The organism is Pseudomonas purpurea, from assembly GCF_039908635.1.
GTDB lineage: Bacteria > Pseudomonadota > Gammaproteobacteria > Pseudomonadales > Pseudomonadaceae > Aquipseudomonas > Aquipseudomonas purpurea.
In genome coordinates, this window is the sequence record NZ_CP150918.1 from 3,240,211 (window position 1) to 3,254,458 (window position 14,248).

Annotated in this window: 20 protein-coding genes; 12 read left to right on the forward strand and 8 right to left on the reverse strand. The window is 57.1% G+C overall.

The window, feature by feature from the left end; all coding sequences use genetic code 11:
• The first annotated feature begins 219 nt into the window (after positions 1–219).
• The 4 genes from AABM54_RS14495 (at position 220) to AABM54_RS14510 (ending at position 3,000) form a co-directional block, all read left to right on the forward strand.
• A complete protein-coding gene (locus AABM54_RS14495) occupies positions 220–1,860 on the forward strand; it encodes an ABC-F family ATP-binding cassette domain-containing protein (RefSeq protein ID WP_347900679.1) in 1,641 nt (546 codons plus the stop codon).
• Between the two features lie 102 nt (positions 1,861–1,962).
• A complete protein-coding gene (locus tag AABM54_RS14500; protein WP_347900681.1) occupies positions 1,963–2,190 on the forward strand; it encodes a hypothetical protein in 228 nt (75 codons plus the stop codon).
• A gap of 150 nt (positions 2,191–2,340) precedes the next feature.
• Complete coding sequence (locus AABM54_RS14505) at positions 2,341–2,571, forward strand: hypothetical protein (protein WP_347900682.1); 231 nt, start codon at positions 2,341–2,343, stop codon at positions 2,569–2,571.
• A 216-nt stretch (positions 2,572–2,787) separates the two neighbouring features.
• Positions 2,788–3,000 carry a hypothetical protein gene (locus tag AABM54_RS14510; RefSeq protein ID WP_347900683.1) on the forward strand — a complete coding sequence of 71 codons (213 nt, stop codon included), beginning with the start codon at positions 2,788–2,790 and terminating at the stop codon, positions 2,998–3,000.
• A gap of 106 nt (positions 3,001–3,106) precedes the next feature.
• Here the strand turns inward: AABM54_RS14510 and AABM54_RS14515 are convergent, their stop codons facing one another.
• The 3 genes from AABM54_RS14515 to AABM54_RS14525 all read right to left on the reverse strand — a co-directional run bounded on the left by AABM54_RS14515 (position 3,107) and on the right by AABM54_RS14525 (position 4,304).
• Entirely contained in the window at positions 3,107–3,265 is a 159-nt protein-coding gene (locus tag AABM54_RS14515) for a hypothetical protein (RefSeq protein WP_347900684.1), read from the reverse strand.
• 110 nt (positions 3,266–3,375) lie between these two features.
• A complete protein-coding gene (locus AABM54_RS14520) occupies positions 3,376–3,804 on the reverse strand; it encodes a VOC family protein (protein ID WP_347900685.1) in 429 nt (142 codons plus the stop codon).
• Between the two features lie 155 nt (positions 3,805–3,959).
• Positions 3,960–4,304, reverse strand: a complete 345-nt coding sequence (locus AABM54_RS14525) for a hypothetical protein (protein WP_347900687.1) — start codon at positions 4,302–4,304, stop codon at positions 3,960–3,962.
• 288 nt (positions 4,305–4,592) lie between these two features.
• Here AABM54_RS14525 and AABM54_RS14530 point away from each other — a divergent pair, with 288 nt between their 5' ends.
• Together AABM54_RS14530 and AABM54_RS14535 are read left to right on the forward strand one after the other, a co-directional pair.
• Positions 4,593–5,054, forward strand: coding sequence for a hypothetical protein (locus AABM54_RS14530; RefSeq protein ID WP_347900688.1), 462 nt, complete (start codon positions 4,593–4,595; stop codon positions 5,052–5,054).
• Between the two features lie 21 nt (positions 5,055–5,075).
• Positions 5,076–5,366, forward strand: a complete 291-nt coding sequence (locus tag AABM54_RS14535; protein WP_347900689.1) for a YceK/YidQ family lipoprotein — start codon at positions 5,076–5,078, stop codon at positions 5,364–5,366.
• Between the two features lie 35 nt (positions 5,367–5,401).
• Here AABM54_RS14535 and AABM54_RS14540 read toward each other — a convergent pair whose 3' ends face one another.
• Positions 5,402–6,103 (reverse strand): hypothetical protein, encoded by a 702-nt coding sequence (locus AABM54_RS14540; RefSeq protein ID WP_347900690.1) that lies wholly within the window; start codon positions 6,101–6,103, stop codon positions 5,402–5,404.
• Positions 6,096–6,704, reverse strand: coding sequence for a hypothetical protein (locus tag AABM54_RS14545; RefSeq protein WP_347900691.1), 609 nt, complete (start codon positions 6,702–6,704; stop codon positions 6,096–6,098). Before AABM54_RS14545 ends, AABM54_RS14540 begins: the two co-directional genes overlap by 8 nt.
• Before the next feature lie 321 nt (positions 6,705–7,025).
• On the opposite strand from AABM54_RS14545, the gene AABM54_RS14550 reads away from it, so the two are divergent.
• The 3 genes from AABM54_RS14550 (at position 7,026) to AABM54_RS14560 (ending at position 8,135) form a co-directional block, all read left to right on the forward strand.
• A complete protein-coding gene (locus AABM54_RS14550; protein WP_347900692.1) occupies positions 7,026–7,400 on the forward strand; it encodes a hypothetical protein in 375 nt (124 codons plus the stop codon).
• Entirely contained in the window at positions 7,397–7,720 is a 324-nt protein-coding gene (locus AABM54_RS14555; RefSeq protein ID WP_347900693.1) for a YceK/YidQ family lipoprotein, read from the forward strand. Before AABM54_RS14550 ends, AABM54_RS14555 begins: the two co-directional genes overlap by 4 nt.
• A gap of 208 nt (positions 7,721–7,928) precedes the next feature.
• Entirely contained in the window at positions 7,929–8,135 is a 207-nt protein-coding gene (locus AABM54_RS14560) for a hypothetical protein (RefSeq protein WP_347900694.1), read from the forward strand.
• A gap of 179 nt (positions 8,136–8,314) precedes the next feature.
• On the opposite strand, the gene AABM54_RS14565 is transcribed toward AABM54_RS14560, so the two are convergent.
• Positions 8,315–8,725 carry a DUF5329 domain-containing protein gene (locus tag AABM54_RS14565; RefSeq protein ID WP_347900695.1) on the reverse strand — a complete coding sequence of 137 codons (411 nt, stop codon included), beginning with the start codon at positions 8,723–8,725 and terminating at the stop codon, positions 8,315–8,317.
• Between the two features lie 145 nt (positions 8,726–8,870).
• On the opposite strand from AABM54_RS14565, the gene AABM54_RS14570 reads away from it, so the two are divergent.
• Complete coding sequence (locus AABM54_RS14570; RefSeq protein ID WP_347900697.1) at positions 8,871–9,584, forward strand: SOS response-associated peptidase family protein; 714 nt, start codon at positions 8,871–8,873, stop codon at positions 9,582–9,584.
• A 42-nt stretch (positions 9,585–9,626) separates the two neighbouring features.
• Here the strand turns inward: AABM54_RS14570 and AABM54_RS14575 are convergent, their stop codons facing one another.
• Positions 9,627–10,718 carry a polyamine ABC transporter substrate-binding protein gene (locus AABM54_RS14575; protein ID WP_347900698.1) on the reverse strand — a complete coding sequence of 364 codons (1,092 nt, stop codon included), beginning with the start codon at positions 10,716–10,718 and terminating at the stop codon, positions 9,627–9,629.
• A gap of 47 nt (positions 10,719–10,765) precedes the next feature.
• The gene (locus tag AABM54_RS14580; protein ID WP_347900699.1) at positions 10,766–12,070 is read right to left on the reverse strand and encodes an FAD-binding oxidoreductase; all 1,305 of its coding nucleotides are present in this window, start codon (positions 12,068–12,070) and stop codon (positions 10,766–10,768) included.
• A 154-nt stretch (positions 12,071–12,224) separates the two neighbouring features.
• Between AABM54_RS14580 and AABM54_RS14585 the strand changes: the two genes are divergently transcribed.
• Both AABM54_RS14585 and AABM54_RS14590 read left to right on the forward strand, forming a co-directional pair.
• The gene (locus tag AABM54_RS14585; protein WP_347900700.1) at positions 12,225–13,160 is read left to right on the forward strand and encodes a LysR substrate-binding domain-containing protein; all 936 of its coding nucleotides are present in this window, start codon (positions 12,225–12,227) and stop codon (positions 13,158–13,160) included.
• Between the two features lie 492 nt (positions 13,161–13,652).
• On the forward strand, positions 13,653–14,174 hold the full coding sequence (locus tag AABM54_RS14590; protein WP_347900701.1) for an AidA/PixA family protein: 522 nt from the start codon (positions 13,653–13,655) through the stop codon (positions 14,172–14,174).
• Positions 14,175–14,248 lie beyond the last annotated feature (74 nt).

Below are 14,248 nucleotides of genomic sequence, written 5' to 3' on the forward strand. Positions count from 1 at the left end.
TATCACCCACACAGAAGAAGATCTGCGCCAGCAACAGAGTTGAAGCTTCGGGCGATTTCTCCTTGATGCTTGTAGGGTTATTGCGCCATGAGCTAGGCTAGCGACCTTTCCCCTCTTCAGGACGAACGCCAACGTGAACAACTAAGCCTTTCAAAAATGTATTCGCAGCAAGTTGCCACGGGCACTTGTTGGCCTTTCCGACATTTTTTGGAGGTGCTGATGACTCACGTCACACGTCTGCCTGCGCTCGTCACCCTGAATCAACTGACGTTTCAGTTCGCCAATGGCGAAACCCTGTTCGATTCACTCAACCTGAGCCTTGACCGTCGCCCTACCGGCATTGTCGGGCGTAACGGCAGCGGTAAAAGCGTGCTGGCACGGCTGATCGCCGGTGAACTCTCGCCCTCGTCCGGCAACCTGAAGCGCTACGGCTCTGTCGCCTATGTGGCGCAGGAGCATGCATGCCTCACCTCGCGAAGCGTTGCTCAGGTGGCCGGTGTGGCCGATACCCTCGACGCGCTGACACGCTTGAATCAGGGGCACGCCGCCAGCGAGGACCTTGAACAGGTCGGCGACCGCTGGGACCTGCCCGAGCGCTTGCGTCGGTCACTGGATGAAGCGGGATTGCAGGGGCTGGAGGCTCACCACCCGGCCCAACCATTGAGCGGCGGCCAATTGGCGCGGGTCGCACTGATCGGCGCACTACTCAGCCGTGCCGACCTGTTGGTGCTGGACGAACCCACCAATCACCTCGACGCCCACGGTCGTGAGTGGCTGGTGAACCAGCTCGCAGGCTGGCGCGGTGGTTTGACCGTCGTCAGTCATGATCGGCAGTTGCTCAACGGCATGCAGCGGATTGTCGAGCTGAGCGAGCTGGGCTTGCGCACGTTCGGAGGTAACCACGAAGCCTTCCGCGCGCAGTGCGAGGTTGAACAGAACGCGGCACTGGCAGCACTGGAACAAGCCCGCGCGCAACGTGGCCGAGAACTTAAGCGCCTGCAACGCGAGCACGACACGATCCAGCGCCGCGCCGCCGGATCACGCCGTAACGCCGAGACCGCCAACGTCTCGCGGATCGAGCGCGCCAGTATGAAAGGTGCCGCGACCGAGATCATGGGCCATGTGCGCCCGGCTCATCAGGCGCATAAATCCGAACTCGACACCCTGGTGCGCGAGGCCAACGCGCGGGTAGCGGCGCAAGAGCCGGTGCTGATCACACTCCCCGCCACTGCGGTGCCTGAGAGCCGGCAGGTGGTGAGCCTGATTGACGCACAACTGCCGTGGCTCGCGCCAGAACAGCTGAGCACTTACCTGAACCTGACAATCTCGGGGCCGATGCGCATCGCCGTCAGCGGGCCAAACGGTTGTGGCAAGTCAACATTGCTCAAGCTGCTTGCGCAAATCACTCCGCCCAGCAGCGGCCAGTGCCTGACGCACGTGCCCTGCGCCTACCTGGATCAGCAACTGGTGCAACTTGACGATCAGCGGTCGATCATCGAGCAGTTGGAGAAACCCGGCTCACTCATGACCGAAGGCACACTGCGTACCCGCTTGGCTCAGTTGCAACTCGATGCCCGGCAAGTCACCCAACCCTGCGGTTCACTGAGCGGCGGCGAACGCCTCAAAGCAGCCCTCGCCATTGCGGTCTGGAAAACACCGCCCGCACAACTGCTGTTACTGGACGAACCGACCAACCACCTCGACCTCGCCTCCGTGCAAGCCGTCGAGCAGGCTTTGCGAGGGTTTCCAGGGGCGATGGTGGTGGCTTCCCACGATCAAGCGTTTCTCGCTGCGCTTTCCCCCACTCACACATTGACGTGGCAACCCGACGGTTGGCGCCTGGAGAACGTCAACGTCTGATGGGCAGTTTGGCGCAACAGGAGTCGGTGGCCAGGCATCTGTTTGCAGGATTGCGAGTTGCTTCTATAGTTGATCTGAACACCTATTCACCTCGGTGACGCCATGGAAGACATTTTCGTAGTCAGGCGCTGTAACAAGATCATCATCCAGGGCCGTCGCGCCGGCGAGGTTCTTCATCTCCCGCCGGTCGCCGAGGTGTGGTACAGAATCGCCGACACCCGCACCCGGGGCGGGTTCATCGGCGACGGTTTTGAGAGCGAGGAAGACGCCCGGCGCGAATGCCGACGGCTCAACGCGGCCAGCCGGCTAATGCCGTCTCACCAGCCTTAGCCGGCCAGACACCGATGCCACGCGTCTTTGCAGTGCATTTTCCGGGTCTATACTGATTTCAGCTGAAGGACCGGCGCCCCAATGGCAAAAGGCTCGCTCGCGGGCTTTTTGTTGTCCTCGGCCAGTTTTCTCTGAACGGAGGTGCTTCCCATGTCCGAAAAAGAGTCCATCACCACCCTGCTGACACTGCTCGATTCTCGCCAGGCTCGCCTGGCAGCTGCCTGCAAGGAAATTGCCGACTGGGTCGACCACCAGGGCGGTCATCCCACCGCGCTGAGAATCCGTGATCGCCTCAGAGACATCGAGAACGATGCCCCCTTGGTCCAGAGTGCGCTCACCGCGCTCAAACCAGTCGAACCACGGCTACCAAAGTTCCGCTAGTACCCTGACCCGACAGCACAACTGACTGTGCCCACAAGGCACTGTCTTTGTGTGGCTCCTGATTTGCTCATCCATCCCTCTTTCGCAAGCTGGAGAGGCACGCCTGATCCCCACTGTTTATCGTGAGTGCTGGCGTGTCCGACACATATGGCAATATGATTGCGCCCGTGGCGTTCGCACATGCGGACACTCGGACATTATTAAAAAGGAAGTTTCATGAAAGATTTCGTTATCAGCGTCAACAACATCGTGCTCTACCTTGCTCTTGGATTCCTCTGGATCTCTGGCCTGTTCATGATGAGCCAAAGCTTCCTCGTGGGTCTGGGCACGGTGATTGGCGGCTCGCTGGTATGGTGCATCGTGTCGGGCTTCTGGTTCGTGCAGTCGGCAACCTACGAAGAACTGCGCAAGCTGAACGCAAAGCCCTGACGGGACCCGCGCTGTTCCGACGCGGACATATCGGACCCATCGCCGCGCACCAACAGGTGCGCGCAAAGTCCAGTCTTCACGCGCAATGCTGTTGACCGACAACACCTCAGGGCTTCAGTGGCCGCTCTTCATCAAGCTCCGACAACTCTTTGCCATCATCGGGATGCTTCCACGTTTGCGGTGGCGGTTCCGGGTGCTCGTCTGGCTTTTGAGCGGTGCCCTTGGCGGTATCATCCTGTGGTTCGTGTTTGTTCCAGAATGTCATGTTCACCTCCCTTTGCAGGCTGGATGTGTCCTCCACTTTCAGGATAGAACAACTCGGCGCAAACGCCCAAAGCCGGAGTCGCCCGCCCAGGCCCTGCCAGGCAGGAGGCATCAATCTTCGCAGTGCTTGATGCCCAGCTCTTCAGCGAAACGCAGCAGATAACCATCGGGGTCCTGCACCAGAAAGTTGCGCTGGCCGACCAGTTGATCATCATTGCGATACCAGTGTTCTTCAACCGGCCTGCGCAAGGCATGCCCCGCTGCTTGCAATGCGTTGGCCAACGCATGGGCATCAGGACAGACAATGGACAGGTTCATTCCGCGGCCAAAAGGACGCTCCAGCGGACCGACACGCCAGGGCGAGTCGCTGTGCCAATCTTCCTCCAGCATAATCTGGCTCTGCCCAAAAGACAGGTAGGCGAATTTGTCTTCCGGGCGTTCATACTCAATGGAAAAACCTGCGACCTGGCAGTAAAAGGCGAGGCTCTTGGCCAGGTCTGAAACAATCAATTCGGGAACAAGGGCGTTCATCTTGAACATGTCTGACATCCGTTCGGGGGCGTAATAACACGGGTCAGTTCCGACCAGCGCTCTACAGGGGGAGGCGCAGACTATCAACCTTTCTCCCACGCGGAAAAGAAGAGTCGGCACGACGTAAAAGACAGAGGAACGTCTTCTGTCGCGGGCGGAATCAACTATTCGGCCCTGAAACCCCAGACTATTTCCACGATACGTACGGCCAGGACGAGGTAGAGCAAACAGAACAACACCTGCAACAAGATGTGATAGCGAAGATTGCTCAACTTGCGCACTCCGTCGCTGACATTGAGCACCATCAGGCATCCTGACACCGCTATCAGCCCCCATCCCGTCAAAGTTGGCCCGAAAAACCCCAGAAACAGCTCATGATGGCCCTGCAACGCGTTAGTGCCCGCGGCGAACAGCAATGCACACACCAGCAGATTCTTGATGTTGTCGAATATCTTTGCGTTCAGGTCGTTGTCCAGTAACGCCAGATACCAGTTCCAGAACTTGCGCATGTTGACGGCCCCCCGACACCTGCATTAGCAACTGACGCTCCGCATTAACCAGGACGATGAGCCTGCGAAACCCTTTGTAACATCGAGCTTAGCGAGTCTTTTCACAAGATGCCGCCTTCTGGTGCCCAATGGTTCGAACAATACCTCGTTGATAAGAACCCCGGATAGGGCCCTGCTCGGCAACTAATTTACACAGCAAGACTTATGTAACCCGACAATACGCCGATACTGTGCAGCGGCACGGAAACGCCGAAACGCATTTATTCATACAAGGCAGGAACCTGAACAATGTTCGAACACATCTGGCGCAGCATCCATTCCCCAGGCTACTTCCCCAACGTTCTGGAATGGATGATGGATATTCTCCTCAACCCGTTCATGGTGGTTCTGTGCCTGATGGTCGGAGCGCTGGCCGGTAAATGGTGGCGAGCCATCCCCTACGGCAGTCTTGTGTGTTATGTGGTGTTCCTGAGCCGCTCGTCATTCTATCGGTGGGGCAGCATCTTCCCCGTAGCCGGCCTGCCTGCACTGTTTATCGATGGTGCACTGCTGGCCCTTCTCGGCTTCTATTTGAAAGGCGTACTCAGAACCCGCTCAGAAGCAAAACCCGAAGGGCATTGGCTGCGCTGGCTGTATCAAAGCCTGAAGGTCGTCATGCTGACAGTCATGGTGATGTTCTGGGTACTCGTCGTGCTGTTTGTCCTGACCTTCACCGTCTCGGTCGCCACCCAACCGTCACTGGCACATTGATCCTGGTGCACCTCTCACAACTTGCTAAGGAACGGCATCATCAAAGCACTCATCGCACTCTTACTACTATCAACCGTCACGCTGAACGGTTGCGGCACCGCCATGGGCCGGTTGGCGGGTTCGGACCCTTCATTACCCAGTGATGGCTACTACATGGGCACCCGCACCAATATCGAGTTCCTGTCTGCGGCAGAAAGCCTGATGTTCTGCTGGCCGACAATCGTCTGCCCGCTGATCTTCATCGCCTCGCTTCCGGTGGATGCCGCCGTCGATACCGTTTTACTGCCTTACGATGCGATAAGGACTCAGTAGCCGGATAGAAAAACCCGCTCGTGAGCGGGTTTTTCTCAGGCCTCCTGGCTCGATGCACGCAGTCCAGCCCTGTCTGGCTCTTGCGGGAGCCAGATCAACGGGCGATAGGTGGTCTGGCACAACGGCAACGACAAGGCCGCGAAGCGTTCAATGAGGGCATCCCGCCGATGGGCGTCGACGCGCTCACCCAGCAACACTGGCAACTGACGACAGCGCTTGAGCGCCTCGGCAACGTTGATCGCAAGCAACGCGGCGGTGGCGCGGGCCGCGCTGATAACCTGCTCGTCCGGGCACTCGACCAGGTGCAGGTCGTACTCGGTAAAGAAACCACGGGAAAGATCCGATGGTACGCGGTCGCCCTTGCTCGTCGGCGTCTTTACCTCGCAGAAGGTGTCGTACTCGGCGTAGTACTCCAGTGCATCGGCATAATCCTGTACGTGCGATAACGGGTTTTGTTCCTTCTGCACGCAGAGCACCGAAGCAAACGTCGCCGGCTCCAGAAACCCGTACAACCCATGCACATGTGCGTACGCCGAGACTTCTTCGCCATAGTCGTTGTCTTGCATCTCGTCTTCATCAGGCGAGAGGTAAAACCGACACTGGATGAGCGGCTTGCCCGTTTCGGCATAAATCCAGCTGTAACGTGCCCAGACATCACCGTCGTCACAGCAGGCCGCGATTGCCTCAATGGCCTCTTGAAGGGAACACAGGGCTGGCACCGCTGGATTCTCAGGCATTGTCGAAGTCCCCGGTCCATTCCGGGTAATAGTCACCGGCATGCTTTTTCATGAACGGGAAGTACCAGGCTGCGGGTTCCGGTGCCAGGTTGAATCCGGACTCGTCATCAATAATCGAATCTTCAACGTCAAAGCCCAATACGGCGTGATGACGGGCACTCAGCAACACCAGAAACTGAGGGAGAGAATCGGCGACAGGGCTGAAGCACCACTCGCCTCTGCCTGGCTGTCCCAAGAACACCGGGCACGCTGGCCCCTCAGACAGATCCACGATGATGGGGTCTGCGCCCTCGTCGCCGATCAATACCCAATCATCACTCCAGCCTTCAATGTGTTCGTTTGTGACGGGGTTGAAGTTGTAGCCCTTGGCCAACTTCTTGATATCGCCGGCGGCATACAGGGTCACCGAGTTACCGACTGTCGAAAAGTCGCAAGCGGCGTCGGGAGCGAAGTTCTGGATGTAACGCGAGAGTTCGGCCGGTAAGTCTGCCTGCCATTCTTCACTGATCCGTTGCACTTCCACGGCCCCGGCCCCGACAAGCGGTAATGGCGACTCAATCCAGAACGATTCGATGATGGTTATTGCGTCTTCAAACGACACTCGCGGCTCCTTGATATCACTCGGATAAACTCCTTCGGGCATGAGGTAAACGCGAGCGTTCCCCTGCCAACTGCCCGGCGATCATATCACCGCCTCGCCAACAGACCGCGACGGCCACAAGCCGTCACATGCCTGCGGCCATTCCACAAAAGCGTCAGTAGCCATCAGCCAGCATCAATGCGAAACTGCGGCCGCAAAATCAACCCCGACGCACTCCCACGCGTTTCAAAGGATCGCCCGCTTGCTAAGGATTGGCATCATCACAGCCCTCCCCCGTCTTTTGCTCGCCTGTAGCGTTGGTTCCAAACAGCCGAGGTCATCTTGAAGTCATTCATCATTGCAGCGCTGGTTGCCCTGCTCGTGATTTCCAATCTGTTCTGGCTGTACGTGGTCGTCGACACCGCCGTTACAAGATCCTATGCCGACCAGGAAATGGACGTGCTCAAAAAGGCCAACGCCCAAGCCGTCGGTATGCTCAAGACCGTGCTGGAGGGGAAGACAAAATCACAGGTCGAGCTCGCGGCCATGAAGTTCTCGGAACTTGAGCCTTATGAAAAGGAAGGCTGCCTGTGGATCGGCTGGTACGGTTTCAAGTTTTCCGAGACCGGACTTTTCATGAATCTGGAGACCGATGAGTCGTACAACGACAACCCGATCTGCCGTGAAGAGACGCCGCCCGATCAAGAACCGCGTTGAAACCGCCGCATACTGCACATCTCCCGCTAAGGAATAGCACCATCAAAACGCTCACCGGCCTCCTGACCCTGTGCGCATTTGCCCTCTCGGGCTGCGGCACCTTGATTGCCCGCGGCGACAACGCATACAGCCAATTCGACTACTACAAAGGTACTCGGGAAAACGTTCAACTGCTCACCACGCTGGGTGGTGCCGATGATGTTCTACCGACTCAGATATGCTGGATGACGGTGGTGTGCCCGGTGATCGCGATTTTCAGCTTACCGGTCGATGTCGTGGTCGACACCGTGCTGCTGCCATACGATGCTTCCAACGGATAGCCATGCACCGGCTATTGCTCATGCACTTGGCCATCCATCAGCCCCCTCTGCTTGACCCTCCCGCACAGGTTACGATGATCTGTAAACCGGATGCACCATCGTGGTGCCCGTGGCTGGCGACATCCGGGTTTCTCTACTAGGATTTGTCCGACAAGAATTTGTGCCGCCACACTCGCTGGCACCTGGTCAGGAGATTCAGGAGATCGAGATGAGCAAGATTCAGAGCGCAGAGCAGACCTATCGCGCATGGTCGAGTCCCATTTTGCTTCAGCTCAAGGAGCGAGAGCACCAAATGGACCCCTCAGACCGTCAGGCACTTGAAAATGTATTGGTCGAAAGAAGGCTTCTGGACACCGGTAACCCGACCGGCAAAGATCGACGCAAGACGGGATCGACCGGCAACGATAAACCTTAGCGCCTAGTCACACCGGTTTCAGCGCCCATACCCCAGGCTTCCATGCCGCCGCCTGACAGACCCGCACCCTGCTCATCGAGCCGGGTTTGCGGTACCCGATGGCGAGATCCCACGTACAAACATTCCAGTGACCGGATGGGCGCGTCCGGGGTCCGGCTTTCACCGACTCGTGGACAGGCTCAATGAAGCTGGCGTTGTCGCTGCAGCTCCTTCGTTAGCCAAGGGCCTGCCGGTTGTTCGCCCGCTGGGCATTTCACCGTATAGGCGGTGCCACTCATGCTGCTTTTTGTGGCCGCCAGTTCGATGAAGTCTTCGGCACTCTGCACCTTGTTCTTGCCTTCGAGATAATCGAGTTTCTTCTGCAAATGTGCGCGGGCTTCAACGCCTGGGTACTCGCTCCCGTTGCGCACAAACTGACAGCCGCTGTGCTCGACAAACGTCAGCAGGCCGTTGATCTCCTGCGCGGCTTGAGGCGAAGTTTGAGCCTGCACGCTACTGGCCAGCGAGGTAAAACCGATAACCGCCGCCATCAACCAACGCTTCGCAACGGACGATGGTGCCGTCGACAGTGATCCGATCAAAATACCCATGACGCTTCCTTGTTCTGAAAGCGGCGACTTTAGCACCCGCCAACAGGAAACGAAAAAGAACCCGTCACATCGATCATGCCCCGTGCAGGCGCACTGTTTGAATCCGGGCTGAGCTAAGCTGAAAGCTCAACGGGAGGGTTCTGCGATGTGCGGGAGACTTTCACAGTACCGTGGCATCCGCGACTTCGTTGCCACGCTGAGCATGCCAAACGCCTTGGTCAACACCGTCGGCGATCAACCGCTGGGGCAATACAACGCCGCGCCATCGACACCGTTGGCCCTCCTGCACCTGGAAGGTGAAACACTGCACGCCGACCGTGTGCGCTGGGGATGGCACCCACGCGGGGCAAAAGACCGGACGACGCCGATCAACACCCGCGTAGAGAAAATCGCACACGGCGCTTACTTCCGGGCGATCTGGCCCCACCGCGCAATCCTGCCGATCGACAACTGGTTCGAGTGGGTCTATGAAGGCGGGGCAAAGAAACAACCCTACCTCATCCGTCGCCGAGACCGGGCACCTATCCTGTGTGCCTCGATCGGGCAATACCCTGCCGGTGGACGGGAACCCCGGGACGATGACGGATTCGTGATATTCACCCCCGACAGCGAGGGAGGCATGGTTGACGTACACGACCGGCGCCCGGTGGTGCTTTCACCGGAGCTGGCCAGGGAATGGTTGAACCTGGCAACGCCCAAGGATCGCGCCGAGCAGATAGTGGCGCATCTGGGAGAGCCCATCGAAGCGTTCGAGTGGTTCAAGGTGGGCATGGCCATTGGCAACGTGAGAAACCTTGGAGCCGGTCTGCTCAAGGAGGTCGGGCCAATTGTGCGCAACGGCAAAAAAGGTCACGCCTGAGCGTGCTCGACCGGGCTGCCCGTGACACCCCGATTGCCCAATTCATAACCCGCTGGTGACTTTGGTCCACAACCGGGTGACTTGCCGCATGACTTTGGGTTGCATGGCCTTCAACGGGAACAGGGTGCTCATCACTTCAGGTGCCGGATAGATCGCCGGATCGTTGCGCAGGCCAGGTTGTAGATAGGGGGTCGCCGCGCTGTTGCCGTTCGGGTAGTGGATCGCATTACTGATGTCCGCGATGACTTTGGGTTCCATCAAGTAGTTCATGTAGGCATAACCATTATCTTGATTGGGCGCGTTCCTGGGCATGACCACCATGTCGACGGCCAGGGTTGAACCTTCCTTGGGGATTGCGTAGCCCAGTTCGATGCCGTTCTTTGCCTCATGAGCAATAGAGGTGGCCTGCGCGATATCCCCACTAAAACCGATGGCGACGCAGATGTTGCCGTTGGCCAGGTCGCTGACGTACTTGGACTGATGAAAGTACTGAATATACGGTTTGATCTTCAACAATGCCGCCTCGGCCTTGAGGTAATCCGCAGGGTCCTCGCTGTCGTGTTTCAACCCCAGGTAATTGAGGGTGATCGGCAACATCTGTGTCGAGTTATCGATGAAGGCAACCCCGCACTGGCTGAGTTTCTGGATGTTCTGCGGATCAAACAGCATGTTCCAGCTTTGAGTGACATCGGTGTTGCCGAAAATCGCCTTGACCTTCTCGACGTTGTAGCCGATCCCGACCGTGACCCACATGTAGGGAAAACCGTACTGATTGCCGGGGTCATTGACCTCCAGGGTCTTCATCAATTGCGGGTCGAGGTTTTTCCAGTTAGGTAACTTGCTCTTGTCCAGCTTCTGCAGGGCGCCTGCCTTGATCAATTGGGCAAGAAAGTGATTCGAGGGGCTGACCACATCGTATCCGCTGCTACCGGTGATCAACTTGGCTTCGAGCATTTCGTTGCTGTCGATCAAGTCATAGGTTGTCTGAATACCGGTCTGCTGGGTGAAGTTGCTCAACGTATCACTGGCAATGTAGCTGCTCCAGTTCGAGATACGGACCGTATCAGCCGCCACGGCAAAGCCGCTTGAGGTCACGCAGAGTGCAAGTGCAATGGGTTTTATTGTTGTAATCATGACTTTCTCTTCCACATTAGGAAACGACGTTGAGAGGGCCTTGCGAATCAGGACTCCGACTGGGCGCGACACGCTTCGTAGCGCAAACGCACCGAAGCGCCAATGTCAAAAAAGGGTGCAGGTGGCAGCCAGCCCGGATCGGCCTGACTCAGTACCTTCGTTAATAATGACGACTGGCTGCCGGAGGCCATTTCCGCCAGCAGGCGCCCCCATAGCGTGCCGCGCGCAACCCCGGAGCCGTTGCAACCGGCCACGGTGTAGATACCCCGTTCGAGCATGGAGAAGCGCGGTTCACCGGAGCGCGTGGCACTTAAATGCCCCGTCCAGGTGTACTGAAGATGGTGTTCCGTGATCCACGGGAAACGCCGTTGCAAGCCACGCAAATGGGTTTGCCGGCGAATGCCGAGCGAGGGGCCGGCGAGGTCCCGATGGCGGTATTCCACAGTGTTGCGGATCAGCAATCGTCGATCCGGTGTCAACCGCACCGTAGCACCCGCCGGCCGGGTCGACAGCACTCCCCATGGAGACGGACGCCCCATCTGGTTGTATTCGTCCTCGCTCAGCGGGCGACTCAACGATGCGCTGAGTTCCAGAGGGAACACCGCCCGATCACGCAAACCGACACGAGGCAAAAAAGGACCGACACAGATCAGTACTTGCGCGGCCTCAACACTGCCATCGACCGATGACGCACGGACATTGCCATTGGCCAAACGCTCCAGCCCGGAGATGTCGGTGTACTCATACAGTGAAACATTCTCCGGCAGGGTATCGCGCAACCCCTTCGCATACTTCGCCGGTTGCAGCAATGCGTTGCCGCCTTGGCACTCTATTCCCGCACGGTAAAAACCCGTTCCCAGGCACTGGGCCAAGGCCTTCCCCTGAAGGAATTGTGCATCGGCACCCGCCTCGCGCAACGTCTGTACCTTGAGTTCCGCCTCCTCCAGCTTGGAGGGATCGTGTACCGCGAAGAAGTAACCCTCCTCACGCAGGTCACACTCGATACCCAGGCCGTTAACACGCTGGCGCACCTCTTCGCTGGCGGCGCGACTGATCTCGGTACTCCGTTGGTAATAAGCATTGCCCTGCCGACCGATCAACTCGTTACTGGCGGGGTTTTCATGGGCAACCACAAACCCGGAGTTTCTGGCCGACGCCCCCTGTGCGGCGCGCTGGCGATCGACAATCACAATCCGCGCATGAGGATGTAGCTCGGCCAAGGTGTGCGCTGCCGACAGCCCGCTGAAACCACCGCCGATGATCAGCCAGTCAGCCTTTTGCAGGCCACGCAAACTGGGCTGCGCTACCGCGTCCGGGGATTGCACGATCCAGCCGCAAATATTTTCTGTCATCTTTTCACCTCATACCGCACGGACCTGTTGAACGCCGCAGTCATGAACATTTAGCATGGAGTCATGCCTTCAATCCGACCGCCATCACCAGAATCTATGGGGAACTCGATGCGCAATCCAACGCTATTAACGCATTCAACCATTCAGTTTTCGCATGGATAAGCTCTTTCGAGCGCCTTCGATGAGCGCCCTTCAAGCGTTTACCGAGGTGGCTGACTCGGGCAATTTCACCGAAGCCGCAGCCAAGCTGTGCCTGACCCAAAGTGCTGTCAGCAGAAAGATTCAACAACTTGAGGTGCACTACGGTGTAGCGCTTCTGGCTCGCAGCAGCCGAGGCGTGACGCTAACCCTCGAGGGTAAGGAGGTACTCGAAACCGCACGCAGGCTGATTAACGAATTGCAGGCCCTTGAAACACGTATAGCGCCCAGAGAGACGCCCTTTCGTATCCGTATTCATGTATCACTCGCCGTGCGCTGGTTGCTTCCTCGGTTGACCGACTTTTATGCGCGTCATCCCGACCTGGCCTTGTCGATCGAAACCGTGGCCACCGAGCGGGTCGACCCCTCCGGAGATTGCGACGCGTGCATCCTTTACCTGCCACAACCACCCGCCGATCAGGCCTGTCACATTCTGTTCGAAGAAGTGCTGGTACCGGTCTGCGCACGAAACACGGTGAATGGAAATCCGCCACCCACCTCACTGGACGAGCTTGAAAGGTACCCGCTGATCCACGGCTCAACCGGTCAACAGGAATGGGCAACATGGTTAAAAGCCCATGGCCACGAGCCGTCCAGAGGGTGTAAGCACATCACTTTCAATCTGGACGAATTGGCCCTTGATGCCGCCGTGCGCGGCCTGGGCGTTGCCATGACCGACCGCACCCTGGCACAAGAGCTGATCAACCGTGGCGACTTGATCATTCCCTTCGGCCCGGCATTGAAAACGTCCGGCGTCTATACCTTATGGCTACAACCCACAAGCGCCCTGCACCCTGCCCGGCAACCTGTACTGGACTGGTTTGACCAGCACTCAGAAGCGGCACTTACAGGGTTGAAGGGCCAGCGGCATAATCATCGCGATTGGCCTTAGCCAGGAAAAATCACAATGACGCGTCCCTTCCGGTTGTTACGTTTTTGATTCACTAAACGAAACCGACCTCATGCCAGATCTATACGCCCCTACATGCTCGATCATGTACGCATGCCAGTTAACTCTGAATACGAACGCACAAAATAGCCATGCATCAGTGATAAACGTCTACACGGAGGTATTTCGCGCTGTTGACGGGAACCCGATAGAAAGGATTGACCCGCATTATGTGATTTAGACTACTTAAACTACCACCTGTCTCCTGCCCGCCAGGAAAGCCGAATTTTTTTTGACAGACCTTTTTCCAGATCTATAGTCCATCTGCGGCCTATCGGAAGGAACCTGGTTAGTCGACGAGCCTTAAAGGAAGTTGCATCAGTACGTCTCAGACATAGGGGTTCCAGCTTTTATTGTAAATACCGACGGGCACTAGCATTGAGCCGTTGAGAAACTTGGCCACGCCAGGTAATTACCATAAAAAGGAGCTTCATCATGTCTCACTTCAAGGATGTACTGATTGCCATTGACACTGACACAATCCTCAGGCACTTCAATCATGACATCAGCCAGGACCACAACTACCCAACCAGAATTGCACCACGCTTTGCCGAAGATGTCATACATATGGTTTCGAACAGCAAGGACACCAGCAACCAGGGAAGCGCAAATATAACCTCAACACTTGAACTTGGCGACGTCATTCGCTGGCGCGCAACGACACTTTCAAAAGACTTTGAAAACTCAGTCATCCTGTATAACTACTCACAACTCTACAGTGATGGCGGGGAAATCAGCCCCGTCAGAATCATATCGATTCAAGGCGCCCCAATGCCTGTAATCAACAAACAAAGCCCATGGGCCACGCCTATCAAACAGGAGGTCAACACTTACTTATGGGCAGCCACGGCCGAAAATCGGGGGCACATTACTTACACATGGTCATTCATGATTGTAGACAAGCATAACCAGGTGGTTGGCTACTGCTCCTGGGACCCGTACATGACTATTGTGTAGTCCGTCACTGAGGCGCATTAAACCCCTTGGACAACAAGAAGGTTTAATGCACTTCCAAATCAGTTCTGGCACAC